The organism is Mycobacterium sp., from assembly GCF_002863225.1.
GTDB lineage: Bacteria > Actinomycetota > Actinomycetes > Mycobacteriales > Mycobacteriaceae > Mycobacterium.
Genome location: NZ_PKEK01000048.1, coordinates 144,631 through 169,229, shown reverse-complemented (window position 1 = coordinate 169,229; position 24,599 = coordinate 144,631). Strand labels below are relative to the sequence as shown.

25 protein-coding genes and 2 pseudogenes are annotated in these 24,599 nt (G+C 66.4%); 11 read left to right on the top strand and 16 right to left on the bottom strand.

The window, feature by feature from the left end:
- Nucleotides 1-121 precede the first annotated feature (121 nt).
- Nucleotides 122-265: pseudogene (locus tag CYU59_RS15200) on the bottom strand (DUF952 domain-containing protein); the annotation flags it as partial.
- 127 nt (nt 266-392) lie between these two features.
- On the opposite strand from CYU59_RS15200, the gene CYU59_RS15195 reads away from it, so the two are divergent.
- Both CYU59_RS15195 and CYU59_RS15190 read left to right on the top strand, forming a co-directional pair.
- Nucleotides 393-590, top strand: a complete 198-nt coding sequence (locus CYU59_RS15195; protein WP_292991016.1) for a hypothetical protein — start codon at nt 393-395, stop codon at nt 588-590.
- Between the two features lie 63 nt (nt 591-653).
- Nucleotides 654-1,628 carry a YihY/virulence factor BrkB family protein gene (locus tag CYU59_RS15190; RefSeq protein WP_292991014.1) on the top strand — a complete coding sequence of 325 codons (975 nt, stop codon included), beginning with the start codon at nt 654-656 and terminating at the stop codon, nt 1,626-1,628.
- 1 nt (nt 1,629) lies between these two features.
- Here the strand turns inward: CYU59_RS15190 and CYU59_RS15185 are convergent, their stop codons facing one another.
- Nucleotides 1,630-1,869: a DUF3039 domain-containing protein gene (locus CYU59_RS15185; protein ID WP_292991012.1), complete on the bottom strand. Its 240-nt coding sequence runs from the start codon at nt 1,867-1,869 to the stop codon at nt 1,630-1,632.
- 61 nt (nt 1,870-1,930) lie between these two features.
- Between CYU59_RS15185 and CYU59_RS15180 the strand changes: the two genes are divergently transcribed.
- From CYU59_RS15180 to CYU59_RS15170, 3 genes are all read left to right on the top strand, one after another.
- A complete protein-coding gene (locus CYU59_RS15180) occupies nt 1,931-2,335 on the top strand; it encodes a DUF3099 domain-containing protein (protein ID WP_292991010.1) in 405 nt (134 codons plus the stop codon).
- Between the two features lie 118 nt (nt 2,336-2,453).
- Nucleotides 2,454-3,440, top strand: a complete 987-nt coding sequence (locus CYU59_RS15175; protein ID WP_292991008.1) for a sigma-70 family RNA polymerase sigma factor — start codon at nt 2,454-2,456, stop codon at nt 3,438-3,440.
- 123 nt (nt 3,441-3,563) lie between these two features.
- A complete protein-coding gene (locus tag CYU59_RS15170) occupies nt 3,564-4,256 on the top strand; it encodes a metal-dependent transcriptional regulator (RefSeq protein WP_292991006.1) in 693 nt (230 codons plus the stop codon).
- Between the two features lie 13 nt (nt 4,257-4,269).
- On the opposite strand, the gene CYU59_RS15165 is transcribed toward CYU59_RS15170, so the two are convergent.
- Nucleotides 4,270-5,325, bottom strand: a complete 1,056-nt coding sequence (locus tag CYU59_RS15165; protein ID WP_292991003.1) for a DUF4192 domain-containing protein — start codon at nt 5,323-5,325, stop codon at nt 4,270-4,272.
- Between the two features lie 125 nt (nt 5,326-5,450).
- Nucleotides 5,451-6,236, bottom strand: a complete 786-nt coding sequence (locus CYU59_RS15160; RefSeq protein ID WP_292991001.1) for a trypsin-like serine protease — start codon at nt 6,234-6,236, stop codon at nt 5,451-5,453.
- A 294-nt stretch (nt 6,237-6,530) separates the two neighbouring features.
- Here CYU59_RS15160 and CYU59_RS15155 point away from each other — a divergent pair, with 294 nt between their 5' ends.
- From CYU59_RS15155 to CYU59_RS15145, 3 genes are all read left to right on the top strand, one after another.
- On the top strand, nt 6,531-7,451 hold the full coding sequence (locus CYU59_RS15155) for a PAC2 family protein (protein ID WP_292991035.1): 921 nt from the start codon (nt 6,531-6,533) through the stop codon (nt 7,449-7,451).
- 90 nt (nt 7,452-7,541) lie between these two features.
- Nucleotides 7,542-8,564 carry an alpha/beta hydrolase gene (locus tag CYU59_RS15150; RefSeq protein WP_292990999.1) on the top strand — a complete coding sequence of 341 codons (1,023 nt, stop codon included), beginning with the start codon at nt 7,542-7,544 and terminating at the stop codon, nt 8,562-8,564.
- 27 nt (nt 8,565-8,591) lie between these two features.
- Nucleotides 8,592-9,278 carry a PhzF family phenazine biosynthesis protein gene (locus tag CYU59_RS15145; protein WP_292990997.1) on the top strand — a complete coding sequence of 229 codons (687 nt, stop codon included), beginning with the start codon at nt 8,592-8,594 and terminating at the stop codon, nt 9,276-9,278.
- On the opposite strand, the gene CYU59_RS15140 is transcribed toward CYU59_RS15145, so the two are convergent.
- From CYU59_RS15140 to CYU59_RS15125, 4 genes and pseudogenes are all read right to left on the bottom strand, one after another.
- Nucleotides 9,275-9,760 (bottom strand): peroxynitrite isomerase, encoded by a 486-nt coding sequence (locus CYU59_RS15140; protein WP_292990995.1) that lies wholly within the window; start codon nt 9,758-9,760, stop codon nt 9,275-9,277. The two genes, CYU59_RS15145 and CYU59_RS15140, sit on opposite strands and share 4 nt — an antisense overlap.
- 53 nt (nt 9,761-9,813) lie before the next feature.
- A pseudogene (locus CYU59_RS15135) lies at nt 9,814-11,020 on the bottom strand (FAD-dependent oxidoreductase).
- Nucleotides 11,021-11,041: 21 nt separating this feature from the next.
- Nucleotides 11,042-11,506 (bottom strand): transcriptional regulator NrdR, encoded by a 465-nt coding sequence (gene nrdR, locus CYU59_RS15130; protein ID WP_292990993.1) that lies wholly within the window; start codon nt 11,504-11,506, stop codon nt 11,042-11,044.
- Nucleotides 11,507-11,614: 108 nt separating this feature from the next.
- The gene (locus CYU59_RS15125) at nt 11,615-12,094 is read right to left on the bottom strand and encodes a LysM peptidoglycan-binding domain-containing protein (protein WP_292990991.1); all 480 of its coding nucleotides are present in this window, start codon (nt 12,092-12,094) and stop codon (nt 11,615-11,617) included.
- A 213-nt stretch (nt 12,095-12,307) separates the two neighbouring features.
- Between CYU59_RS15125 and lexA the strand changes: the two genes are divergently transcribed.
- A complete protein-coding gene (gene lexA / locus CYU59_RS15120) occupies nt 12,308-13,006 on the top strand; it encodes a transcriptional repressor LexA (RefSeq protein ID WP_292990989.1) in 699 nt (232 codons plus the stop codon).
- Between the two features lie 14 nt (nt 13,007-13,020).
- Here the strand turns inward: lexA and CYU59_RS15115 are convergent, their stop codons facing one another.
- Together CYU59_RS15115 and CYU59_RS15110 are read right to left on the bottom strand one after the other, a co-directional pair.
- A complete protein-coding gene (locus CYU59_RS15115; protein WP_292990987.1) occupies nt 13,021-15,144 on the bottom strand; it encodes a hypothetical protein in 2,124 nt (707 codons plus the stop codon).
- A 442-nt stretch (nt 15,145-15,586) separates the two neighbouring features.
- Nucleotides 15,587-16,747: an acyl-CoA dehydrogenase family protein gene (locus tag CYU59_RS15110; protein ID WP_292990985.1), complete on the bottom strand. Its 1,161-nt coding sequence runs from the start codon at nt 16,745-16,747 to the stop codon at nt 15,587-15,589.
- A 96-nt stretch (nt 16,748-16,843) separates the two neighbouring features.
- Here CYU59_RS15110 and CYU59_RS15105 point away from each other — a divergent pair, with 96 nt between their 5' ends.
- Nucleotides 16,844-17,350, top strand: a complete 507-nt coding sequence (locus CYU59_RS15105; protein WP_292990983.1) for a hypothetical protein — start codon at nt 16,844-16,846, stop codon at nt 17,348-17,350.
- A gap of 426 nt (nt 17,351-17,776) precedes the next feature.
- Entirely contained in the window at nt 17,777-18,556 is a 780-nt protein-coding gene (locus CYU59_RS15100; protein WP_292990981.1) for a hypothetical protein, read from the top strand.
- A gap of 68 nt (nt 18,557-18,624) precedes the next feature.
- Here CYU59_RS15100 and hflX read toward each other — a convergent pair whose 3' ends face one another.
- The 6 genes from hflX to CYU59_RS15070 all read right to left on the bottom strand — a co-directional run bounded on the left by hflX (nt 18,625) and on the right by CYU59_RS15070 (nt 24,485).
- Nucleotides 18,625-20,040 carry a GTPase HflX gene (hflX, locus tag CYU59_RS15095; protein WP_292990979.1) on the bottom strand — a complete coding sequence of 472 codons (1,416 nt, stop codon included), beginning with the start codon at nt 20,038-20,040 and terminating at the stop codon, nt 18,625-18,627.
- Nucleotides 20,041-20,086: 46 nt separating this feature from the next.
- Nucleotides 20,087-20,959: a diaminopimelate epimerase gene (gene dapF, locus CYU59_RS15090; RefSeq protein ID WP_292990977.1), complete on the bottom strand. Its 873-nt coding sequence runs from the start codon at nt 20,957-20,959 to the stop codon at nt 20,087-20,089.
- Nucleotides 20,960-20,998: 39 nt separating this feature from the next.
- On the bottom strand, nt 20,999-21,910 hold the full coding sequence (miaA, locus tag CYU59_RS15085; protein ID WP_292990975.1) for a tRNA (adenosine(37)-N6)-dimethylallyltransferase MiaA: 912 nt from the start codon (nt 21,908-21,910) through the stop codon (nt 20,999-21,001).
- Complete coding sequence (locus CYU59_RS15080) at nt 21,907-22,593, bottom strand: hypothetical protein (protein ID WP_292990973.1); 687 nt, start codon at nt 22,591-22,593, stop codon at nt 21,907-21,909. The genes miaA and CYU59_RS15080 overlap by 4 nt, the downstream gene beginning before the upstream one ends.
- A 9-nt stretch (nt 22,594-22,602) precedes the next feature.
- Nucleotides 22,603-23,502, bottom strand: coding sequence for a DMT family transporter (locus CYU59_RS15075; RefSeq protein ID WP_292990971.1), 900 nt, complete (start codon nt 23,500-23,502; stop codon nt 22,603-22,605).
- 68 nt (nt 23,503-23,570) lie between these two features.
- Nucleotides 23,571-24,485 (bottom strand): DMT family transporter, encoded by a 915-nt coding sequence (locus CYU59_RS15070; RefSeq protein WP_292990969.1) that lies wholly within the window; start codon nt 24,483-24,485, stop codon nt 23,571-23,573.
- Nucleotides 24,486-24,599 lie beyond the last annotated feature (114 nt).

The window sequence follows — 24,599 nt, the reverse complement described above, 5'->3', positions numbered from 1 at the left end:
TTTGGTAGGTAACTCACTGACCACTACGCGATGGCCCACCCCAACAGCGTCAACGACACACCCGGCACTCTCGCCTGGCCAGTCCCCGACCCCGAAACCCCACCACGCCAGGGGACTTACCCGGCAGATGCACTTGCTCCGGAGTCGACAGGTGAATGAAGCCAACGTCGTCCAGCGAATCCGGCCGGAGCTCGTCTCGTGTTTGCGCGTTTGTCCAATCGCCGACAGAGCACAGGTGCACTAGCACCGACGGCAACTGAGTCATATCGCCATCTAACCCGGTCACTAAACCACCGGTTCGAGGTGAGAAACGACACAGCCGGTAAACCGCCGGTGAAGACGGCCAAAAGCGCAGACATCTGAGACAGTAGAGAAGGCAGAACGGAGAAGCCATGAACGCAACGTTGACCAGTCCTGAACTGACCCGGGCTGATCGGTGCGATCGGTGCAGCGCTGCTGCACGGGTTCGCGCCAAGCTGCCCTCCGGCGCAGAACTCCTGTTCTGCCAGCACCACGCCCGCGAGCACGAGGCGCGGTTGATCGAAATGTCTGCCGTGCTCGAAATCAGCGGCGACCCCATCGACGCTTAGCAAGGCGGCTCGTCACCTGCAGTTCTGGCGGCGACCGCGTCCATCACGCATCCTGAACGGGTCATGGCCGACCATCCAGTGAGACCTTCGCGGCATCACCTCTGGCGTGTTACCCGACGAGCATTGTCGAAGAGCTGGGATGACTCGATCTTTTCGGAGTCGGCACAAGCGGCTTTCTGGTGCGCGTTGTCGTTGCCGCCGCTGCTGCTGGGGATGCTGGGCAGTCTCGCCTATGTAGCACCGGTTTTCGGGCCGGACACGATGGCCGGCATCGAGCATTACCTGGTGTCGATGTCGAACAAGATTTTCTCGCAGAGCGTGGTTCACGAAATCATCGAGCCGACCATCGCCGACATCGACCGGGGCGCTCGCGGCGAGGTGGTCTCGCTGGGATTCTTGATTTCGCTGTGGGCGGGATCGTCGGCCGTTTCGGCGTTCGTGGATTCGGTGGTCGAGGCTCACGATCAGACGCCGCTACGCCATCCGGTGCGCCAGCGCCTTTACGCGCTGGCCCTCTACGTTGTGGCGCTGCTGTTCGTCATCGTGACAGCACCTTTGATGGTGCGTGGCCCGCGCAAGCTGGCCGACCTGATACCCGACGGACTTCAAGACGTGCTGGCCTACGGCTACTACCCGGCGCTGCTGGCTGGGCTGATCGCGGCCATCGTGCTGCTGTACCGCGTAGCCCTGCCAGACCCGCTGCCCACGCACCGACTGATCTTCGGCGCGGCCCTGGCCAGTGTCGCGTTCGTCGTCGCGACCCTGGGCCTACGCATCTACCTGCGTTACATCACCGGCACCGGCTACACCTACGGCGCGCTGGCCACCCCGATCGCGTTTCTGCTGTTCGCCTTTTTCGCTGGATTCGCGATGATGCTCGGCGCTGAGTTCAACGCCGCGATTCAGGAGGAGTGGCCGGCGCCGCGAACCCACGCGCATCGCATGCGACGCTGGCTGGTCAGGCGCGCCAAGGAAGTGGCCGACGATGTCGCGGCACCCACCACCGAGGACGAGCCGTCACAGCCCGACCCGCGTTAGATCAGCTTTTCTTGAGCGCTTCGTAAATCCGCTTGCAGTCCGGGCACACCGGCGAGCCGGGCTTGGCGGACTTGGTCACCGGGAAGACCTCACCGCACAGGGCGACGACGTGGGTGCCCATCACAGCGCTCTCGGCGATCTTGTCCTTCTTGACGTAATGGAAGAACTTCGGTGTATCGCTGTCGGTCCCGTCGTCGACGCGTTCGTCGGTGTCGGTGCGCTCGATGGTCTGGGTGTCCATGTCAGACATTGTGCCGCAACCGGTTCCTCCGCCCTAGGCCAAGTTGTGCAACAGTGGAGTGATGAGGCGCAGCCAAGAGCTGGGTTTCGACGACGATGGTCGACCAATCCTTATCACCGCCGCCGCACCCTCCTACGAAGTCCAACACCGTCAACGCGTGCGGAAGTATCTGACGATCATGTCGTTTCGTATTCCGGCGCTGCTTCTGGCCGCCGTCGCGTACGGCTTGTGGCACAACGGCCTCATCTCGCTGGCGATCGTCGCCGCGTCGATCCCACTGCCATGGATCGCTGTGTTGGTCGCCAACGACCGTCCGCCTCGCCGAGCCGACGAACCACGCCGTTTCGACGGGCCGAGCCGGCGGACTCCGCTGTTCCCCACCGCTGAGCGTCCGTCGATCGAACGACGCAGTCGCTCAGCGTCGCAACCGGAATGGCCGCGCGCGACCGGGGACGGTTCCGAATAACTCGTATTCGTTAGCGGTTCTCAGTACTTTCTCAGGGCTCCCGGACATTCGCGCACGTCAGCGCGTGTGAGATCACTTCTGCGTGGGAACTACTTCTGCCAATGGGTCGTTGTACCCCATGACAGTTCACGCCGATCAGGAGGCCGCCATGGCAAATGCCACCACCCGCCGGGACAGCGATCTGGATGCTCAGAGCCCAGCCGCGGACTTGGTGCGCGTGTATCTGAACGGGATCGGCAAAACGGCTCTGCTCAATGCGGCCGACGAGGTCGAACTCGCCAAGCGCATCGAAGCCGGCCTGTACGCCAAGCACCTACTGGAGACCCGCAAGCGGCTCGGCGACAACCGCAAGCGTGACCTGGCAGCTGTTGTGCGCGACGGCGAAACGGCGCGCAGCCATCTGCTGGAGGCCAACTTGCGGCTGGTCGTGTCGTTGGCCAAGCGCTACACCGGCCGCGGGATGCCGCTCTTGGACCTCATCCAGGAGGGCAACCTCGGGCTGATCCGCGCGATGGAAAAGTTCGACTACGCAAAGGGATTCAAGTTCTCCACGTATGCGACGTGGTGGATCCGCCAGGCGATCACCCGCGGCATGGCCGACCAGAGCCGCACCATCCGGTTGCCGGTCCACCTGGTCGAGCAGGTCAACAAGCTGGCCCGGATCAAGCGCGAGATGCACCAGCACCTCGGCCGCGAGGCGACTGACGAGGAGCTCGCCGAAGAGTCCGGCATCCCCGTCGAGAAGATCAACGACCTTCTCGAGCACAGCCGCGACCCGGTCAGCCTGGACATGCCGGTCGGTTCCGAAGAGGAAGCGCCGTTGGGTGACTTCATCGAGGACGCCGAGGCCATGTCTGCGGAGAACTCGGTGATCGCCGAGCTGCTGCACACCGACATCCGCAGCGTGCTCTCCACGCTCGACGAGCGGGAGCATCAGGTGATCCGGTTGCGCTTCGGGCTCGACGACGGGCAGCCTCGCACGCTCGACCAGATCGGCAAGCTCTTCGGCCTGTCCCGCGAGCGGGTGCGCCAGATCGAGCGTGAGGTGATGTCCAAGCTCCGCAACGGCGAGCGGGCCGATCGGCTCCGCTCCTACGCGAGCTGACCACCCGCACCAGCATCGAATGTATGCCCGCCGCAGCTGCGGCGGGCATACTGCTGCGCTGGAGTGTTAGCGAACCATTCGCGCAGCTGGACAAGTAGACTCGGCGGCAATGGAGGGTGCGGAATGAACGACCTGGTTGATACCACCGAGATGTACCTGCGGACCATCTACGACCTCGAGGAAGAGGGCGTCACCCCGCTGCGTGCCCGTATCGCCGAAAGACTGGACCAGAGCGGGCCGACGGTCAGCCAGACCGTGTCGAGAATGGAACGCGACGGGCTGCTGCATGTGGCCGGCGACCGCCACCTCGAGCTGACCGACAAAGGCCGCGCGCTGGCCGTGTCGGTGATGCGCAAGCACCGTCTCGCCGAACGGCTACTGGTCGACGTGATCGGTGTCCCGTGGGAGGAAGTCCACGCCGAGGCCTGCCGCTGGGAGCACGTCATGAGCGACGACGTCGAGCGCCGGTTGATGAAGGTGCTCAACAACCCGACGACGTCACCCTTCGGCAACCCGATTCCGGGGCTCACCGACCTGGGTATCGGCGACGGCTTCGGCGCCGACGAGGGCAACCTGGTGCGGTTGACCGAGCTGCCGGCCGGCCCGCCGGTGGCGGTGGTGGTGCGCCAGCTCACCGAGCACGTCCAGGGCGACATCGACCTGATCACGCGCCTCAAGGATGCCGGCGTTGTTCCCAACGCCCGCGTGACCGTCGAATCCAATCAGGCCGGTGGCGTGATGATTGTCATCCCGGGCCACGAGAACGTCGGCCTGCCGCACGAGATGGCGCACGCCGTAAAGGTCGAAAAGGTCTGAGCCGCGGCGCGGTTCACACCGCCCGCCGTCGAAACGGCCGCCGCGGAGGCAGCCGGACGCCAATTCGCTCCGCCAGTTGATAACCGGTGATCGCCAGCTCCCTGATGTGCTCGGGTCGCAGGCCCGACTGCAAAGCCTGGTCGAGCATTCCCGCCATCCGGTGGCCCGGATCGCAGCGCAGCGCCGCTTCCAGCGCCACCCCCGCCAGCGGCCCGTCACCACGGGCGTAGGCGCTGAACGCCAGCAGCACCAGAGCCTCGGCGCGCCACGGCGTCGGCAGGGTGCGTGACAGCAGCGCCCAGAGCGACTCGGCGTCGCCGGCGCTGTGCCCGACCGCCAAGGCGTACAACGTGTCTCGCACCTCGACGTCGTCCAGCGAACAGGCCAGACTGGCGAGCTGGCCGTCGGAGAGTTGCTGCGCGTCCGCGACCGCCGCGGCGGCCGCCATCGCGTCCTCGACGTCGCGGCGGACACACGCGTCCGGCTCGGCGCGGCGCGTCTCGTAACGCAGCGCGGCACGCTCGGCGATCAGAGCGGTCAGCCTTTCGTGATCCCGCCGATCGGCCGCGATCACCGCCTGCAGATCGGCCCGACGCGCATACAGCCGGCGGCCGTCCAACACTGCCGCGACTGCCAGCGGTGACGCCGACGGATCGTCCACGAGGCCGCCCGCACCGCAATCGTCTACGCAGTGCCACCGTCCCCCGACAGCCACCCGGTCGACGACATGGACGGCCCACAGCACGATGTCACGGCGCGAGAGTTCGTCGGTCAGCGACGAGCACAGGTCGCGGTACTGGTCGTTGCACATCGGGCAGCCGGCACCGTCGGCGTCGACGATCACCGCGATGGCAGCCTCCGGGCCGGCGGCCGCTGCAACCTCCGCGAGATGCCCGATCTGGTCGGCGACCGCGTCGGACAGGTCGACGCGCAGCACCGACCCCAGCTCGCCGTTGTCGATCGACAACAACACCAACGATTGTTCCGGCACGAAACCCAACACCGCTGGGAGTGCGGCGATCACGGCGCCGGGCTGGTTGAGTTCAAAGTCACGTCGCTGCTTGGTCATGGCCCTGACGCTGACAACTGCCACCGTCAGCCCGTCGGCGGTGCCGACTCCCCGGGCGCCTTGTTGTGCATCGGCCCGCGACTGTGGACAACTCGCGGCCGGGCTGCGCTAACGGCGCTCGGGGCTCAGCACTGGTCGTCGAAGGAGCTCGGCGACACGTCCCCCGGACCGCCCGCTTGGGCCCGCGTCAAGAGCGCGGTGGTGTGTGCATCGAACGGCGCCGAATAGGACAGGTTTTCAGCGCAACCACCGCCGTGCAGCCCGCCGATCACCCCGGTCACCGTCGAGCCGGAGATCCAGGGCGCGCCACTCGTACCGTCGACCAGGCCCGCGCACGGCAACTCCGGGAAACCCCCGTCGCTGACTCCGGTGGTGACCTGGCAGCCGACCGGCAGCCCACCAACGCCCGCCGGGTAGGCCACGACCGTTACCTGGCTTCCGCGGGGCGGGGCGGCGCCCAACGACAGCGCGGAGCCGACCGACGCCTCCAGCGACCCGCCAGAGGGCCGGCTGACCCTCACGATCGCGTAGTCGGCCCGCGGATCCTTGGTGGCCAGCCAACGCGGATCCAGATAAAGGGCGTCGACGGTCCACAGGTCCTCCGGCGCGGCTCCGCGGGCGAATCCGGGGGCGAATCGCGCCAAGGCGCCGGTGATCAGGCAATGCGCGGCCGTCAAAACCAGATCGCCCGCCGGCGAATGCAGCACCGAGCCGGTGCAGGCATGTAACTCGTTGTCCGACAGGAAGAACGCGCCGACCCGTGGATCGGGATCCACCGGTGCGGCAATGACCCGGCTGACGGTGCCGGTGGGCGTCTGGCTGGATCTGCCGGTGCTCGGCGCGGACTGCGCCGGATGTCCGCAGCCGGCCACTACCAGGCTGAGCACCACCCCCGCTGCCAGAAATCGCATCGCCGTCGATCATGCCCGATCCGGCGCGGCCGGGCGGCGACCGACGCTGTCAGCGCGGCAATTTCGATGCGGCGCAATACGGGTATCCCAGGAATGCGGTGCGTACCGCGCGTGTTTTGCAGCACGGGAGGCCGGTATCGAGCGGGTCAGGTATCCGCTGCTCGGCGTTCTGAGGGACACTAACTGACACGGGACGGCGATCCGTTCCGTGGCGAGGAGGCAACAGCGATGGGCCACGATCAGCCCCCCGACACACCCGACCGGGATCGGCGCTACCAACCCGAGCACAACAGCATGTACGAACTCGAGTTCCCGGCGCCGCAGTTGTCGCTGTCCGATGGACGCGGGCCCGTGCTGGTGCATGCGCTGGAAGGCTTCTCCGATGCCGGCCACGCGATCAAACTGGCCGCCGGCCACCTCAAAGACACGCTGGACACCGAATTGGTCGCCTCGTTCGCCATCGACGATCTGCTCGACTACCGGTCGCGGCGGCCGCTGATGACGTTCAAGACCGATCGCTTCACCCACTACGCGAATCCCGAGCTCAGCCTCTACGCCATGCGTGACAGCGCCGGCACACCCTTCCTGCTGCTGGCGGGCATGGAGCCGGACTTGAAGTGGGAGCGGTTCATCACCGCTGTGCGCCTGCTGGCCGAACGTCTCGGGGTGCGCCAGACCATCGGGTTGGGCACCATCCCGATGGCGGTCCCCCACACCCGGCCGATCACGTTGACGGCGCACTCCAACAACCGCGAGCTGATCGCCGACTTCACCCCGTGGATCTCCGAAGTGCAGGTCCCCGGCAGTGCGTCGAATCTGCTGGAGTACCGGATGGCGCAGCACGGGCACGAAGTGGTCGGCTACACCGTCCACGTCCCCCACTACCTCGCCCAGACCGACTACCCGGCGGCGGCACAGGCGTTGCTGGAGCAGCTCGCCAAGACCGGGTCGCTGCAGCTGCCGGTCAACGCACTGACCGAGGCGGCCGCCGACGTCCGGGTCAAGATCGACGAGCAGGTCGAGGCCAGCACAGATGTCGCTCAAGTGGTGGCCGCGCTGGAGCGACAGTACGATGCCTTCATTGCTGCGCAGGAGAATCGGTCGTTGCTGAGCCGGGACGAAGATCTGCCCAGCGGTGACGAACTCGGCGCGGAGTTCGAGCGCTTCCTGGCGCAGCAGGCCGACAAGAAGTTCGACGACGACGAACCAATCTAGATCGCCCTCCCCGGGGCCACGACAATGTAGTGCGTAGCGACGAGGAGGAATGGCCCCGATGTCTCCCAGCCCGACAGTGAAGTTGGCGACATGACTCAGCGCAAGCCCAATCTTCGCTCGGTGCGCGAGGTTACGCCGCAGCTGCAGTTCCGGACGGTGCACGGGTATCGTCGCGCATTTCGTATCGCGGGCTCGGGTCCGGTGATCTTGTTGATCCACGGCATCGGCGACAATTCGACGACCTGGTCGACCGTGCAATCGAAACTCGCGCAACGGTTTACCGTGATCGCCGTAGACCTGCTGGGTCACGGCCAATCGGACAAGCCGCGCGCGGACTATTCGATTGCGGCCTACGCCAACGGAATGCGCGACCTGTTGTCGGTCCTGGATATCGAACGCGTCACCGTGGTCGGCCATTCGCTCGGCGGCGGTGTCGCGATGCAGTTCACCTACCAGTTCCCGCAACTCGTCGAACGACTGGTGCTGGTCGGCGCCGGTGGCGTGACCAAGGACGTACACCTCATGCTGCGACTGGCGTCGCTGCCGATGGGCAGCGAGGCGCTGGCCCTGCTCCGGCTGCCGCTGGTGCTGCCGGCATTGCAGCTCTTCGGACGCGCGGCAGGAATGGTGTTGGGCTCCACCGCGGTCGGCCACGACTTACCCGACATGCTGCGAATCTTGACCGGCCTGCCGGAACCGATGGCCTCCGCGGCATTCACCCGGACTCTGCGCGCGGTGGTGGACTGGCGCGGCCAGAGCGTCACCATGCTGGACCGATGTTATTTGACGCAATCCGTTCCCGTGCAGATCATTTGGGGCACCGACGACGTGGTCGTTCCGATCAGCCACGCACACATGGCCCACGCCGCCATGCCGGGCTCCCAACTCGAGATCTTCGAGCGCTCCGGGCATTTCCCATTCCACGACGACCCCGACCGCTTCATCGAGGTCCTACAGCGCTTCATCGACACCACCGCGCCGTCGGACTACGACCAGACCGCGCTTCGCGAACTGCTCCGCACCGGCGGCGGCGCACAGACTGTCACCGGATCGGTCGACACGCGGGTCGCGGTACTGGAAGCAATGGGCGCCGACGAGCGCAGCGCCACCTGATCACGGCGACACCGTACAGTCGCTGCCATGAGCGTCGACGTCACGGTGTTGCGAGTATTCACCGATGCGGCAGGGGCTTTCGGTAATCCGCTCGGCGTGGTCGACGCGGCGACGGTCGATGGGAGTCGACATCAGGACATAGCGGCCGAGTTGGGTTACAGCGAAACCATTTTCGTCGACCTCCCCGCACCAGGGGAAACAACCGCACGCGCCCGCATCTACACCCCGCTGACCGAATTACCGTTTGCCGGGCATCCAACGGTCGGAGCGGCATGGTGGTTGCGGTCCGTCGGCGCACCGATTCACACGCTGCAGGTACCGGCCGGACCCTTGCAAGTGGGTTACGACCGGGACGTCACCGCCGTCAGTGCCCGCCCAGAGTGGTCGCCGGAGTTCGCGATTCACAATGTGATCGGCGTCGACGAGCTTGCGGCGGCCGACCCAGCCGACTTCTCCGACGACGTCGCGCACTACCTGTGGACGTGGACCGACAATGCCGCCGGATCCCTGCGGTCGCGGATGTTCGCCGCCAATCTCGGTGTGGCTGAAGACGAAGCGACCGGTTCCGCGGCAGTCCGCATCACCGATCACCTCGGCCGCGATCTGCACATCACGCAGGGCCAGGGCTCGGTCATCGAAACCACTTGCAGCCCAGACGGATGGGTGCGGGTCGGCGGTAGGGTCGCCGACGACGGCGTACGACAGATCAGCTAGGTCGTGCGATGCAAGACAGCCGCGAGGTGATGCTGTGGCGGCTGCCCGACGGCACCCATCTGTAGGGAGTACGAGAGCTCGTCGCCGTCGAGGCGGAAGCGCCGGCCGAGCGACGTCACCTCCTTCGCAGTCGGGGTCAAGCCGATCTGCGTCGTCGCCAACTCGAGTTCGATCGTGGCGCCGTCGGCGACGTATCGGCCGACCTCGATTTCCGTGACGCCGCTCGGATGCGCCAGCACGAATTCGACTTCGTTGTAACGCGGTACGCGGAGGTAGCCCGTCTCGGCGTGCAGTGGCATGCCGTCGGCCGCCCCTCTGGTCTTCTGGCCGTACACCAGAAACGGCTTACCCACGTGAGAGAAGGTGACTTCCTCGAGATAGTCGAACGGCTCGATGGTCGGGTATTCACCTGCGCCACGCCCACGCCAGCTACCTAGCAAGGGCGCCAGGGCCTTCAGGTTGGGGTGCAGGTCGGGCGGCATCTCGTCAGCCTAACCCCGCGACGAGACCGGCCGGCATCGACTGCTGCGAGTCGTCAGGCGGCGTGCACGTCGGGTGTGCGGACGCGCTCCGGCCGAAATCCCCGGCCGACGATGATCGGCGGAATGAACTGCAGCGGGCCACGTCCCACAAATTTTGGGACCGATATCCGCGAGAGGGCCGGTCAAATTCTTCTCGATCGCATTGTCCTGCACGAAGACCTGGCCGGCCTGGATGATCCGGGCGGGAAGCTCGCGGCGACGCTGCACCTTGGCCAGATCGGCTTCGGTCAGGCGTCCTTGCGACAACGGCCCACTCAAGATGTTGGCGGCGGCGACGGCGTCAGCCACCGCCAGATTGATGCCGACACCGCCGGCCGGCGACATCGCGTGTGCGGCATCGCCGATACAGAGCAGACCCTTGCGCCACCAGGTTTTGAGCCGATCCACTCGCACATCGAGCTGGCTGGTGTCATCCCAGGAACGCAGATCACCGACGTGTTCGGCCAGCTGCGGCTGGACCGATACCAGCCGCTGCTTGAACGCCTCCAGCGAACCGTCCCGCGGGTTCTCGCCTTTCGGAACCAGGTAGGCGACCTGCCAGTAGTCGCCGCGATAGATCATGGCCATCATCAAGCCGCGGGGCAGCACCCCGATGAGTTCTCGCGGGTCGCCGGGCCGCCAGTTCAGCCGAAACCACAACACATCGATCGGTGAGTGCGCGGCCGCCAGCTCCAGCCGGGCCGCGGCCCGCACCGCTGATCGACGTCCGTCCGCCCCGATGACGAGCTGAGAGTGCACCTCCAAGTCGGGTGTGCGAACCCCGACCACCCGGTCACCGTCGACGATCAGATCGGTGACCTCGGCGTTGCGGATCAGAGTGAATTCCGGATACGCGCTTGCCTTTTCAGCCAGAAAGTCGAGAAAATCCCACTGCGGCATCAACGCGATGTACGGCTGCTTGAGGCCGAGCCACTTCAGCGCGCTGAAGTTTCCGAAGGTGCGCAGGCTGCCGTCGGTGTCGAAGACGACGCGGTTGATTTTGGTATGCGGGAGGCGCAGAAACTCGTCGATCAGCCCGAGCTCGTCGATGACCCGCAGCGTGCTCGGATGCACGGTGTCGCCGCGGAAGTCACGCAGAAAGTCGTTGTGCTTCTCCAACACCGTGACGTTGATCCCGGCGCGGGCCAGCAGTAGAGCGTGGACCATGCCCGCGGGACCGCCGCCGGCAACACAGACCTGGGTTTGCACGACCGGCGTCATGGTCCGACAGTACGACCTCGGTCAACCGGACGCCGGGACCTTCCGGTGGGCGCGCAGGGCTTTGATCTCGCGCTCGAAATCCGCTGCGGACTCAAAGGACCGGTACACCGAAGCGAATCGCAAATAAGCTACTTCGTCGAGCTCGCGCAGCGGGCCGAGGATTGCCAGGCCGACTTCATTGCTGGGGACTTCCGGCGATCCGCCGGCCCGCACCGCGTCTTCGACCTGCTGCGCGAGCAGGCTGAGCGCGTCGTCGTCGACTTGCCGGCCCTGGCACGCGCGCCGCACCCCGCGCATGACCTTCTCGCGGCTGAACGGTTCGGTGACACCGCTGCGCTTCACGACTGCCAGCACAGCGGTCTCGACGGTGGTGAATCGCCGGCCACACTCGGGGCACGAGCGGCGGCGCCGAATCGCCTGTCCCTCATCGGCTTCACGGGAGTCGACGACTCGCGAATCGGGATGCCGACAGAACGGGCAATGCATGGCCGCTCCTTCGCCGCACGGACTTGGGAGTGTCCCAATCCACTCCGAGCCTACCTGCGCGGTCGGGCATCGGCCCAGCATCGCGGGGTGTCGCGGCTGGTGAACGGCTCAGCCCACCGGCGCAATCAGCGTCTGCCCGGCCGTGACCGCCGAGGAGTGGAGTTCGTTGAGTTCGCGGATGCGGGCGGTGACCTGACTTGTCGGTGCGTCCGGGGCCACCCGGGCGGCCAGGTGCTGCAACGTCTCCCCCGGCTCGACCCGGACGACGGCCAGCTGGTCAGGCATCTGAACAGCGGCTTTCTCGGGCCCGGCGTGCAGCATGCCGCCGAAGTGCGCTACGAATCCCAGCCACACCGTGATCCCGGCCGCGATCATGGCGAGCGCCACGGTGGTCACCGGAGTGATCGGACGCGGCCGGTGCGACGCGTTCGACATCAGGACTCCGGTGCCGCGGTAACGCGGCGGCGCGGCGACGGGCCGTGACGGCTGCGGCCCGCGGGACCCTGGACGGCCGCTGCGGCCGGCCGGGCGCACCTGAACCGGGCGAACCCGGGTCTGCGGGCTCCGCGAGGTTGTCTCGATCTGCATCATGTGCGTTCCTCCAGTCGGCTCGTGGTCGATCACTTGTTCGAAGAGTACTCGATAGTGTGTTCGAAAAACGAACATGTGATCGAACTGTTGCACATGCTGATGACGATAGGACGGGCCTCCGACAAGTTTGGCCGCCTGACCAGGACGGAATTGCGACATGCGTCGAACACATGTTTGATCTACCGGAGAAATACGGCTACATTCGTCCGTATGAGCGATAGCGATACACCGCACGCCGAGCTTGACCGGCCCGTCCGACCTGCGGAATCAGGGCTGACACCACGTCAGCGCACAATCCTCGATGTCATCCGCGCCTCGGTCACCAGTCGGGGTTATCCGCCGAGCATCAGGGAAATCGGCGACGCCGTCGGTCTCACGTCGACCTCGTCCGTTGCGCATCAGTTGCGCACGCTGGAGAAGAAGGGGTATCTCCGCCGCGACCCGAATCGACCACGCGCCGTCGACGTCCGCTCCGCAGAGGACGTGTCGCGGCCGCCGGTGGTGACCGACGTCGCCGGATCGGACGCGTTGCCGGAGCCGACATACGTCCCCGTGCTGGGCCGGATTGCCGCCGGTGGGCCGATCTTGGCCGAAGAGGCCGTCGAAGACGTCTTCCCACTGCCTCGCGAACTCGTCGGCGAAGGTGCGCTGTTCCTGCTGAAGGTGGTCGGTGAATCGATGGTCGACGCCGCCATCTGCGACGGCGACTGGGTGGTCGTGCGTCAGCAGAACGTCGCCGACAACGGCGACATCGTGGCCGCGATGATCGACGGGGAAGCCACCGTCAAGACGTTCAAGCGCACCAGCGGCCAGGTCTGGCTGATGCCACACAACCCCGCGTTCGACCCTATTCCCGGCAACGACGCTGCCGTGCTCGGCAAGGTCGTCACTGTCATTCGCAAAATCTGACCGGTCGAGGCGGGCTATCCGGCCTTGTGGAAACCGTTTGCCTTGGCGACTTCCTCTGTGGCGAACCAGATTTCGGCCTGGGTGTCCTCGTACAGCCCGCTGTCGGGCATGTAGTACAAACCTGAGCTGGCGTTTGCCTTGACCGGGTATCCGTCGGGGATCTGGTAAGGGTCGTCCATCGGAAGGTGAATCGCCAACTGCCCAGGCGCAATTCGCGGGAGGGGAACAGCCTCCGTGACGAGGGCGTCCTCGCCGTCGTTGGCAGCGTGCCGTCCTCCCCTGCCGTCACCGGCGACCGGAATCCCGGTCGGGTCGGTATCGACATCGTCGCTGTCCTCGTCGAACTGCCGCTCGACGCCGTGGTCGAACTCGCCGACACGTTCGATCTCGCCGGCACGGTCGAACTCGTCCGCTCGGTCGAGTTCGGCCGCGTGGATCAACTCGGTGTCGCCGTCGAACTCATCGTCGTGATCGAAGTCGTCGGCGTGATCGAAGTCGTCGTTGCGCTCGAGGTCGTCGAAGTCGGAAAGCTGGTCGTGCCGGTCGGTTTCGTCGTCGCCGAGCAGTTCGTCAACCAGACTTCGCTGGCTTGGCGGCATCCAGGCGCTCGACGGCTGACTGGGCAGCCGCACCGTCCGCGGTCGCGGCGGGCGGTAGTCGCTGGACAGACTCGACGACGCCAGATCGCTGTCGGCTCCCGAGGACCACTCCGACACAGACTCGGTCGCCGGCTCGTAACCGGAATCGCCGAGGTCGCCGGCCCGGCCGTCGCGTCTGGCGGCCCGACGCCGACCCAACCAACGCGCCAGCAGTGCGAACAGGCCGATCAGCAACAGCGCGGCAGCCCCGACCAGCAACCACACCTTGTGCCCGCTCAGCCAGTTGACCTTGGCATTGGGTGACGCAGAACCGGCGGGGGTCTTCTGGCCCGGTACTTGCAGGCCCGACAGCGCCGACGCCAGGTTGGCCGGTTGAGTGGTGTAGGTGTTCGCGGTCTTGTTCCAGGCGATCTGGCCGCCGGTGAACTTCTGCGTGACGATGTCCTTGGCGATCGTCTGATCGCCCACCGGCGCGCCCAGCTTGCCGGTCGCCCCGAGGAGTTTGTCCCAGGCGACTTTGATGGGGCCGCGCACGACGTAGGCGCCGTGGTCGGACGTCCAGAAGATCACCGGCTTGTCGGTGGCAGAGAACGCACTGACCTTGCTGGCCGGCTTGATGCCGCCGTCGGCTTCGTTGGAGATCGGGAACCCGAGGTCGCTGTTGGCGGGTCCGCCCAACGCCTCGTATTTGGTCAAGATGTCGGTTTGGACGGCATTTGCGCCGGTCGCGGGACTGAAGAAGATCTTCCCACCGGCGAAGTTCTGCGCGATCCCGTCGCTGCCGATCGGATACTGATCGCCCTGCTTGGCGCCCAGCGGGCCGGCGGCTCCACCGGCTGCGCGCCAAGCCATGTTGATGTCCGCGGTCGGGTCGACGGGCACCTGCAACCCAGTGAGCTGACCGGCCAAATTAGGCGGAACGGTGGTGAAAGCCTTGGTCAGCCGATTCCAGGACACTTTGCCGCCGCTGAACGCCTGGGTGGCGAGTTCACCGTCGTAGGTCTCGTCGCCGATCGGGACTCCCAGTGCCCCGCCGGAGCTACCGAGCTTGTCCCAGGCCGCGTTGATCGCACCGCGCACGACGAAAGCGCCGTGGTCAGCGGTCCAGTAGATCAGTGGTTTGTCGCTGGCCGAGAACGTGCTGACCCGACTGTCGGGACCGGCCAGGCCACGCACCTCGCTGGTGATCGGAAAACCCAGGTCGGAGGCCACCGGACCGCCGAGGGCCTCGTACTTGTCCAGGATTGCGCCCATCATCGACCGAGGGCCCGACGCCGGAGTGAAGAACATCTTGCCGTGCACGAAGTCCTGAGCGAATCCTTGACCCGCGACGTAGCACTCGCCCTGCTTGGCGCCGAGGTCCGAGGTGTCGCCGCCGGCCTCTTTCCAGGCTGCGGTGATCGCGTTGTCGGCATCGCCGATCGGAGACGCGTTCACGACAGGCGCCAGCAATGTCAGATATGTAAGGCCCGCCGCAAGCGCTACCAGGCCACGCGCAGTGCCCCCGAGGATGCCCGATCGTCTTCGCTGCCCTGTCATCCCGCCCTCCCCGCGGCCGCCCGGTACCGATACCGGGCCCAATTTCGACCGCCCCGCGGGTCGCCTCAACCCTTCTGTGGGCGACCACAACTGGAAAGTCATAGGACGACCCTACGGAATGGTCACCTTGTCGATGCCGAAATGTCGTCCACAGGGCCGGTTTGTGTCGCATTGTGCTGGTTCGGCCATCAGATTACGGTGCCCCGATAAAGGGGTCCACGGCACGCCGACATTGACGCACCGGTCTGCGCTGGGAACGGCCGTGCGAGCCTCTGACCTCGCGTGAGGCAACCACCGTCGCTTTGCCGGGCCAGGCACGTGCCGCCCACTTTCAGCGGCACGAACTAACTCGGCCCCGATTGACCGGGCCGTCGAATGGCAATCACTTCACGCGCCGCGGCTAGATTGCGCGAAAGTGCTTCAAGAGCAAGACAATTCGTGGTCAGACACCCAGGCTTCGGCCGATGATCTCTTTCATGATCTCGGTTGTGCCGCCATAGATGGTCTGTACGCGCGCATCGAGATACGCACGCGCGACCGGGTATTCGCGCATGTAGCCGTATCCGCCGTGCAACTGCAGGCAGCGGTCGATCAGATGCACCTGCTTCTCGGTGGCGTACCACTTGGCCATTGCGGCCTGTTCGGCGGTCAGCTTCTCCTCGAGGTGCAGGGCGATGAACTCGTCGACCATGATCCGCACCACCGTGGCCTCGGTCGCCAATTCGGCAAGTAAAAATCGGCTGTTCTGGAAACTGCCGACCGGTTTGCCAAAGGCCTTGCGCTCCTTGGTGTATTGCAGCGTCTGCTCGAGCACCTGCTCCATGGCTGCGACGGCCATGATCGCGATCGCGATCCGCTCCTGCGGCAGGTTCTGCATCAGGTAGATGAAGCCCTTGCCCTCTTCACCGAGCAAGTTCTCGGCGGGCACCTCGACGTCGGTAAACGACAGCTCGGCGGTGTCCTGGGCATCCAGGCCGATCTTGTCGAGGTGGCGGCCACGCTCGAAGCCCTTCATGCCGCGCTCGACGGCCAGTAGCGAAAAGCCGAGCGCACCCTTCTCCGGGTCGGTCTGGGCGACGACGAGCACCAGATCGGCGTTGATCCCGTTGGTGATGAATGTCTTCGAGCCGTTCAGGATGTAGTGGTCACCCTGCTTGACCGCGCGCGTCTTGATGCCCTGCAGGTCGCTGCCGGTGCCAGGCTCGGTCATCCCGATCGCGGTGATGATTTCGCCCGTGCAGAACTTCGGCAGCCAACGCTGCTTCTGCTCCTCGGTGGCCAGGCTCAACAGATACGGCGCGACGATGTCGTTGTGCAGGCCCCACCCGATGCCGCTGTAGCGCCCGTAGGTGGTCTCCTCGGTGATGATTGTGTTGTAGCGGAAGTCGGAGTTGCCGCCGCCGCCGTATTCCTCGGGGATGGACATGCCCAGGAAGCCCTGCTTGCCGGCTTCCAGCCACACACCCCGGTCGACGATCTTCGCCTTTTCCCATTCGTCGTGGTACGGCGCGACGTGGCGTTCCAGGAACGACCGGTACGACTCGCGGAACAGTTCGTGCTCGGGCTCGAACAGCGTGCGCTGGTACTTGACGGCGCTACCCATGAGATGACCTCCGACAGGTTTGGGGACTCATGGCCCAACATATACCAACCGGATGGTTGGTAGGTCGAGGTGCCGGCCGGGCCTACAGTCATCGGGATGGACGAGACGATCCTGGTGCAGGAACTGGGGCAGCTCCTCGAATTCTCCTATACCGACATGCTGTGCTACGCCGGACCGTTTTCCCGCGCCGGCGTCGCCAGCGCCCTCAAAGTTCTGCAACGGGCTTTCGCCGCGCTGTCGCCCAACCACCCGCCGCAGCGCCGCTCGATCGTCGTCCGCGCGGCCTTTGACGAACCCGGGATCCGCGACGGCATCGAAGCGGTGACCCGCGCGGTGACCGACGGCAGATACTCGATCGATCCGGCGCTGGTGCGCCCGGAACGCGGGCGGATGCTGCAGGGCTTCGTGTTCCAGACCGTTGTCAACGGCCGCACCGCAACGCTGCTGATGCGTCCCGGCTTCATCACCGACGAGTTCTTCGCCCTGTCCGCGAAGGCAGAACGAGATCAGGCCGAAGAGGCCCACCTCGACGAGCTGAACATCCACCTGGCGCGCCGGCTGCTTGCCAGTTCCGCCGAAGAGGTCTACGAGCTAGTGCTCTAGCTCACGACTGGCGAGTCGAGCCGGCGCCGGAAATACAGTTCGCGAATCGGGTGAGCCCGTCGACCTGCTCCGAGCGGGCCGAGCGACCGAAACCCGATCTACTGCCCCCGTTGAGCAGATCCTGAGAATCACGCCGTCTCGCGGTGAAGCGATGTTCGAACGGTCATCTAATTCACAGAAACCGTTCCACCAGCACCGATTCCCGGCAAAAAAAGATTCGAAGTTTGTGCAAAAGCGCTGGCCTCGTACAAGTCCTAAGTTGTAGCTTAATTTCACCTGAGAAAACTCAGGTGTCTTTCAGGGGAGGACGGGGGCATGACCAATCGACGCGCTAGCTGCGAGCAGAACAGCGAGAGCGTTGTGGTCGTGATGTCTCGCTCGGCATCAGCACCGGCAACCCTCATCCACTATGGGGAAGGTAAGACCATGCATGTTGCAACAAAACGATCGATGATCGCGGCCGCCGCGATCGCAGCGGCGGGACTGTTCGGGTCGATGCCGTACGACGGGGCATCGGTAGCGCAGCAGGGCGTGCCGACGGTGCACCAGGAAGTCGCGCTGGTGGACTCCGCGTCGGATGCCGCATCAGCCGCCGCGGTCGTCGACTACACCCCGCTACTCAACGCGGAAGAAGCGGTCAACACGTCGCTGTACAACCTTTCGGTAGGCGACAACGGGCTGTATGAAACGTTGTACAACTCGCTGGGTTCCGACCTCTCGAGCAGCCTGCTGCAGACCGACGGCGCCGGCGGCATCTACGAGTCCTTCGGCGGTGAATACCTCAACATCTTCAACGGTGCGGCAACCGCCGGCTACAACGGCTTCATCTCCAACACCTTGGCCTTCAACGCCGAACTGAACAACATCCTCGGCGTGCCAGTGGATGACTCGCAGGCGGCGCTGCTGACCCAGTTCAACGACCTGTTCGTCGGCGCAGTGCCGAGCACCCTGGGTGACCCCGAACTCGGGGACAGCTTCATACCCGACCTGGTCGCGATCGCGAACAGCCAGTACACCCTGGCGTCCAACGACCTGATCGAGTACACCCAGAACCTGTTCACCAACTACACCGACATCCTCGACAGCCTGACCAGCATCAACCTCGGTGATGTGCTCGGGGACCTCACCACTGGTCTGGCAACGCTCACCACAGGTCTGACCGACGACATCAACGACCTGGTCGCCGCGCTCATCGGGTTGTTCTGACCCGTAAGAGAAAACAGAAAGCGCCGGGGCGGGGGGCTCCGGCGCTTTCTGCTTTCTCGGGGACGATTTCAGGTGGACGAGAACGGTCGCAGCGTCGCGGCCAACGCCACCGGCACTCGCGCCTTGATCCGGGTGCCGTTGCTGATGTGCTCCGTCACCTGGACTCGGCCGTCGGCGTGCACCCGCGACACCAGATCGCCACGGTCGTAAGGGATCACCACATCGACCGCGGTGTCGGTGGGAGCGGCCAGCTCGGCCATCCGGCCACGCAAAGCCTCGATGCCGTCACCGGTACGCGCCGAGACGAACACCGCGCCGGGCAATGCGCGGCGCAGCTTGGCCAGCCCCAGATCGCTGGCGGCGTCGGTCTTGTTGACCACGATCAGCTCTTGCGGGGATTCGCCGCCCGTGACCCGTTGGTCGGCGAACACCTCGGACACCACCTGGCGTACAGCGCTGATCTGGGCCAGCGGGTTCGCATCGGAGCCGTCGACGACGTGCACGAGAAGATCGGCGTCGACGACCTCTTCCAGAGTCGAGCGGAACGCCTCGACCAACTGCGTCGGCAGGTGCCGGACGAAGCCGACGGTGTCGCTGATGACGAACGCCCGCCCGTCGTCGAAATGTCCACGGCGCGTTGTGGGCTCCAGGGTCGCGAACAGCGCGTCCTGCACCAGGACCCCGGCGCCGGTGAGCGCGTTCAGCAAGCTGGACTTTCCCGCGTTGGTGTAGCCCACGATCGCGACGGACGGCGCATCGCTGCTGCGCCGGCGGCTGCGCTGGGTGTCGCGGATCTTCTTCATGTCCTTGATGTCGCGCCGCAGCTTGGACATTCGCTCGCGGATCCGGCGCCGGTCGGTCTCGATCTTGGTTTCACCGGGGCCGCGGGTACCGACGCCGCCACCGCTGCCGCCCGCGCCACCACCCTGCCGCGACATCGACTCACCCCAGCCGCGCAGCCGCGGCAGCATGTACTCCATTTGCGCCAGCGACACCTGCGCCTTGCCTTCAGCGCTGGTGGCGTGCTGGGCGAAAATGTCCAGGATCAGCGCGGTGCGGTCGATGACCTTGACCTTGACGGCTTTTTCCAGCGCGTTCAGCTGCGCCGGAGACAGTTCGCCGTCGCAGATGACGGTGTCGGCGCCGGTGGCTGTCACGACGTCGCGCAATTCGGCGGCCTTGCCCGAACCGATATAGGTCGAGGGATCGGGCTTGGTGCGCCGCTGGACCATGCCTTCGAGCACCTCTGAACCCGCGGTTTCGGCCAGCGCGGCCAGCTCCGCCAGGCTGGCATCGGCGTCGGCGGCGCTGCCGTCGGTCCACACGCCGACCAGCACCACCCGCTCGAGTCGCAGCTGGCGGTACTCGACTTCGGAGACGTCGGCGAGCTCGGTGGACAGCCCGGCGACACGGCGAAGCGCTGCGCGGTCGTCGAGCGCAAGCTCACCGGTGCTCGGGGTCTCGGGAAATTGGGGATTCGTCATAGGCAACTACAGATGGTGCCCGCCGGCGCGTCGGCCCGCATCCGATTTAACGTGACGCCTCCTGCCACCATTGCTCGCTGAGTTCGCCGTGTGCCACCAGCACCGACGGCCCCCGCAGGTAGCTGGTCGCCTCGGTGACGGTGACGACGACATCGCCGCCGGGCACCCGCACGGTCAGGGTGCCGGTGGTTGCGCCGCCGTGCGAGAGAGCGGCGACCGCCGCAGCGACGGTTCCCGTTCCACAGGAACGGGTTTCGCCCACTCCCCGCTCGTGCACCCGCATACTGACCGCGCCGTCGACCGCGGCGGTGAGAATCTCGACGTTGACCCCGTCGGGGAACTGGTCGCGGTCAAAACTGACCGGTGCGGCGACGTCCAACGTTTTCAACGCCTCGACGGTCAGCGCCGAGTCGACGCACGCCAGGTGCGGGTTGCCGACGTCGACCGCCAGACCGTTGAACTTCCGGCCGCCGACCACGGCCTGCCCGGGCCCGAGCCGGTTGGCCTTGCCCATGTCGACCCGAACGTCGGCGTTTGTCGCGTCGAGATGGTGGACGACGACCGGTCGAGGGCCGGCCAGCGAGCCGACGACGAACTCCTCGCGAGTTTCCAGGCCGCTGGCCCGCAGATAATGCGCGAAGACCCGCACGCCGTTGCCGCACATCTGGGCGATCGAGCCGTCGGCATTACGGTAGTCCATGTACCAGTCGTCCGGGTTCACGCCATCGGGTGTCCGGTCGTACACCCCGGCCGCGAGCGCCGCACCGGCGGTGGTCACCCGCAGCACCCCGTCGGCCCCGAGGCCGCGGCGGCGGTCACACAATGCGGACACCGCCTCCGGAGTCAGCGCCAAGTCCGCACCCAGGTCACTCAGCACGACGAAGTCGTTCTGAGTGCCATGGCCTTTCGCGAAGATCATCTGCGCCACTCTTCGACAGCGGCTGCGAGAATCATGTGCTCAGGATACGTGGCGCCAGGCCCGCAACGCTGCGTCGGCGTTGTCGCCCGCTGTTGCATCCAGCCAATGGATGCGGTGGTCGCGGCGAAACCAGGACCGCTGGCGACGCACATAGCGTCGGGTCCCGATGAACGTCGGCTCGCGCGCGGCAGTGCCGTCACCACCGGCGTCGAGGTCGTCGAGCACTTGCGCGTAGCCCAGCGCGCGCGACGCGGTGACGCCGTCCCGCAGTCCGCGTTCCAGCAGCGCGGTCACCTCACCGACCAGCCCCTCGGTGAACATCGTGTCGGTCCGCCGAGCCAGTCGTTGGTCGAGAACCTCTGTATCGCAATCCAATCCGATGATCGCGGTGTCCCATCGCGGCGTGCCGATCACCGGGGCCGACGCCGCGAACGGCCGTCCGGTGAGTTCGACAACCTCCAGCGCCCGCACGATGCGCCGCCCGTCGGTGGCCAGGATCGACGCCGCGGCGGCCGGATCGCGATCAGCGAGCTCGGAGTGCAGTGCACCGGTGCCGACCTCGGCGAGGCGCTGCTCCCATTTCGCCCGCACCGCCGGATCGGTGGCCGGAAACGACCAGTCGTCGAGCAACGACTGGATGTAGAGCATCGAGCCGCCCACCACGACCGGGACCTTGCCCTGTGCGGCGATCATCTCGATGTCGGCGGCGGCGTCGCGCTGGTAGCGCGCGACGGTGGCGGTGGCGGTCACGTCGAGGACGTCGAGTTGGTGGTGCGGAATGCCGCGGCGTTGTGCGACAGGCAGTTTCGCGGTGCCGATGTCCATGCCGCGGTAGAACTGCATGGCATCGGCGTTGACGATCTCGGCTTCCCGACCGAGCAGCTCCGCGACGTCGAGGGCCAGCTGCGATTTACCGGTGCCGGTCGGCCCGACGATCGCCAGCGGCCTCACGGCTGCCAGACGCCGGCGAAATATCCGACGCCGTAGGGCGCCGCGCGGCAGAGCTCCTTCGCCGACCTGGGCACCGGCCCGGCCAACCCGGCCAGCACGCTGAACGCGACTCGTCCGCCGACCTGCGGCGGCAGCTGGGTCAGCACCGACAGGTCTCCGCCGGCCAGCGCATCGTCGAGGCGGTTCTGCACGTCGGCGTCTTCCGGCCGGTATCCGCCGGGGGCAGACTGCGTCAGCGTATTAGCGCCGTCGGCAACGATCAGCACACCGGTCGGCTCGCCGGAACGGTCGATCTCGTCGCGCAGCCGCCGGCCGATCTCGACCGCGGCCCCGGCGTCGTGGTCGGCGGCGTACACCCGAACCTGGGCGCGCGCATCCGGCTGGGCTTGCGCCCGGATCCAGCCGCCGATCAGGCCACACAGCGGCATCGCGGACGGCGGCCCGTCGGCCTGCGGAGACAACCGCACCACCACGTCAGCGCCGAAACCCGCGAAGGTTCCGACCCGTTCCGGACCGACGACGTCATCCGCGGGCCCGACCCCGACGACGATCCATTGGATCGGCAGCGCGGCGGCCGCGGCGACCATGGCGGCCCGAAGCTCCGCCACCTCGCCGGCAGCCGCGCCGGCAAGCTCGGGAACCAGCACCGGAGCCGACGGAACGATCGAGATGGCGCTCAGCACGCCATAAAACTAACCGGTCGACGTCACGGCGGCGAACGAGTCGGTGTGCGCCTCCACCGTTTTGGCCTCACCGCGAGCGAGAGCCGCGGTGGCCCCCACCATCACCGTGACCGCGGCGGCGAGCACGAACATCGTGTGCTCGCCGTGCTGGATGGTTTCGCCGAGCACGAAAACACCCAGCAGCGCGCCCACTGTCGGCTTGGCCACCGTCATCGTCGGCATCGACACGTTGAGCGGACCGCCCCGGTAGGCCGACTGCTGGAACACCATCCCGGCGACCGCGGCCCCGATGCAGGCGTAGAGCTCAGGGGTGGCCAAAACCGCGACGATGCCGCCCTTGGCCGCGATGACGGCGCCTTTGACCAGGACCGCGAACAATGCCAGCGAGGCCCCCGACACCGCGGCCAGCAGCACCGCGGCGATCGCCCCGTCCGGCCAGATTCGCGCACCGAGCAGGCACAACCCCACCAGCGGCCCCGCGATGGCGGCCACCACCAGCCAGGTCTGCAGCGAGGCGCGCGAGTGTCCGGCCACCGGATTTCCGACGGTGACCACCACGGCCAGCGCTACGGCCAGGATCGCCGCCCAACTCCAGTCCCACCGGGTCACCGGGGCGCCGGTCATGCGCGCGTAGAGCGGTAAGGCGAACAGCAGCGCCGTCACCTGCAGCCCGGTCACCAGGATCACCGACCCGAGGCTCAGCGCGCCGGCCTGCAGCCCGTAGTTGGCGACGGCCGCCAAAGCGCCGAGTCGCCAGTCGCGATTGCGCCAGGACATGAAAAACAGCGCGAGGTAGCCGACCCGCTCCTCGGCGACCTCGTGTGCGGACCGCTGGCGCGCCACGTTGCCGAGTGCCGACGCGAACGCGGCGGCCAGTGCCAGCACAACAGCGATATCTGTTTTAGGCACGGTCGAACCCCCTCACGTCATCTCTTCCCCGCCACGGTACTGACGCCGGTGATGAAGACCCGGCACGGCTAGCGGGTCAACGGCTCGTTTTCGGCCACCACCACGTCATGACCTTCCCCCGCCGCCATGGTCGCCGCTTCCCCGCGAGCCAGCGCAATCGTCGATGCCACCACCACGATCGCCGCGGCTACCAGCGTGAACTCCCGGGGACCGCTGGTGTTCAGCGTCTCGCCGAGCACCAGAACACCGAGCAGTGACGCGACCACCGGCTTGGCGACCGTCACCGTCGGCAGCGACGCCGTCAGCGCCCCGGCCCGAAATGCGGACTGCTGGAAGATCATCCCGACAAGAGCGGCCGGCAACAGGCCGTAGGACTCGGGCGCACGCAGAAACGCTCCCAGACCTCCCGAGGCCGCCCCGACGGCGCCTTTGGTCAGCACGGCAAACAGCGCCAGCGACGAACCGGCCACCACCGCGAGCAAGACGGGTGCCGCTGCACTGCGGGCCCAGATCCGCGCACCCACGGCGCAAAACAACATCACCGGTGCCAGGACGGCGCCGACGACCAACCAGTGGCTCAGCGAGCCGCGCGCGATCCCGGCGTCCGGATCGCCGACGGTGACCAGCACGGCCAACGAGGCGGCCAGCGTCACCGCCCATGTCCACTCCCAGCGCGTGACCCGGTGATGGGCCAGCCGCGCGTAGATCGGCAGCGCGAACAGCAGCGACGTGACCTGCAGTGCCGTTACGAGCATCACCGACCCCAGCGCCAGTGCGCCGGCTTGCAGGCTGTAGTTGGCCACGGCGCCCATGCCGCCCATCCACCACCGGGGATCGCGCACCGACAGCCAGAACAGGTGCAGGTGGCCGACCTGCTTGTCGGTGATCTCCTGGGCCGAACGCTGCCGGATCACGTCGCCGATCGCCGATGCCAGGGCGGCACACAGCGCGATCAGCGCCGCGAGATCTTCCGCTGTCGTCATCGTTCACCGCCTATTCATCTCCGGGATGCGCCCCCAGCCTAAGGGCGACCGGCGGTATGTCGCTGGTGACGCCCCACCGCCACCGGGCGATTTTTCGTCCGGCCCGCTGAGATG

Excerpts from the sequence above, each read along its gene's own strand:
- CYU59_RS15145 (WP_292990997.1), top strand. The coding sequence starts at position 8,592 with ATGAGCGTCGACGTCACGGTGTTGCGAGTATTCACCGATGCGGCAGGG.
- CYU59_RS15195 (WP_292991016.1), top strand. The coding sequence starts at position 393 with ATGAACGCAACGTTGACCAGTCCTGAACTGACCCGGGCTGATCGGTGC.
- CYU59_RS15155 (WP_292991035.1), top strand. The coding sequence starts at position 6,531 with ATGTACGAACTCGAGTTCCCGGCGCCGCAGTTGTCGCTGTCCGATGGA.
- CYU59_RS15180 (WP_292991010.1), top strand. The coding sequence starts at position 1,931 with ATGAGGCGCAGCCAAGAGCTGGGTTTCGACGACGATGGTCGACCAATC.
- CYU59_RS15140 (WP_292990995.1), bottom strand. The coding sequence starts at position 9,760 with ATGCCGCCCGACCTGCACCCCAACCTGAAGGCCCTGGCGCCCTTGCTA.
- CYU59_RS15115 (WP_292990987.1), bottom strand. The coding sequence starts at position 15,144 with ATGACAGGGCAGCGAAGACGATCGGGCATCCTCGGGGGCACTGCGCGT.
- CYU59_RS15170 (WP_292991006.1), top strand. The coding sequence starts at position 3,564 with ATGAACGACCTGGTTGATACCACCGAGATGTACCTGCGGACCATCTAC.
- CYU59_RS15185 (WP_292991012.1), bottom strand. The coding sequence starts at position 1,869 with ATGGACACCCAGACCATCGAGCGCACCGACACCGACGAACGCGTCGAC.
- CYU59_RS15105 (WP_292990983.1), top strand. The coding sequence starts at position 16,844 with ATGGACGAGACGATCCTGGTGCAGGAACTGGGGCAGCTCCTCGAATTC.
- CYU59_RS15150 (WP_292990999.1), top strand. The coding sequence starts at position 7,542 with ATGACTCAGCGCAAGCCCAATCTTCGCTCGGTGCGCGAGGTTACGCCG.
- CYU59_RS15100 (WP_292990981.1), top strand. The coding sequence starts at position 17,777 with ATGCATGTTGCAACAAAACGATCGATGATCGCGGCCGCCGCGATCGCA.
- lexA (WP_292990989.1), top strand. The coding sequence starts at position 12,308 with ATGAGCGATAGCGATACACCGCACGCCGAGCTTGACCGGCCCGTCCGA.
- hflX (WP_292990979.1), bottom strand. The coding sequence starts at position 20,040 with ATGACGAATCCCCAATTTCCCGAGACCCCGAGCACCGGTGAGCTTGCG.
- CYU59_RS15165 (WP_292991003.1), bottom strand. The coding sequence starts at position 5,325 with ATGACCAAGCAGCGACGTGACTTTGAACTCAACCAGCCCGGCGCCGTG.
- CYU59_RS15160 (WP_292991001.1), bottom strand. The coding sequence starts at position 6,236 with ATGCGATTTCTGGCAGCGGGGGTGGTGCTCAGCCTGGTAGTGGCCGGC.
- nrdR (WP_292990993.1), bottom strand. The coding sequence starts at position 11,506 with ATGCATTGCCCGTTCTGTCGGCATCCCGATTCGCGAGTCGTCGACTCC.
- CYU59_RS15175 (WP_292991008.1), top strand. The coding sequence starts at position 2,454 with ATGACAGTTCACGCCGATCAGGAGGCCGCCATGGCAAATGCCACCACC.
- CYU59_RS15190 (WP_292991014.1), top strand. The coding sequence starts at position 654 with ATGGCCGACCATCCAGTGAGACCTTCGCGGCATCACCTCTGGCGTGTT.
- CYU59_RS15070 (WP_292990969.1), bottom strand. The coding sequence starts at position 24,485 with ATGACGACAGCGGAAGATCTCGCGGCGCTGATCGCGCTGTGTGCCGCC.
- dapF (WP_292990977.1), bottom strand. The coding sequence starts at position 20,959 with ATGATCTTCGCGAAAGGCCATGGCACTCAGAACGACTTCGTCGTGCTG.
- CYU59_RS15110 (WP_292990985.1), bottom strand. The coding sequence starts at position 16,747 with ATGGGTAGCGCCGTCAAGTACCAGCGCACGCTGTTCGAGCCCGAGCAC.
- CYU59_RS15125 (WP_292990991.1), bottom strand. The coding sequence starts at position 12,094 with ATGCAGATCGAGACAACCTCGCGGAGCCCGCAGACCCGGGTTCGCCCG.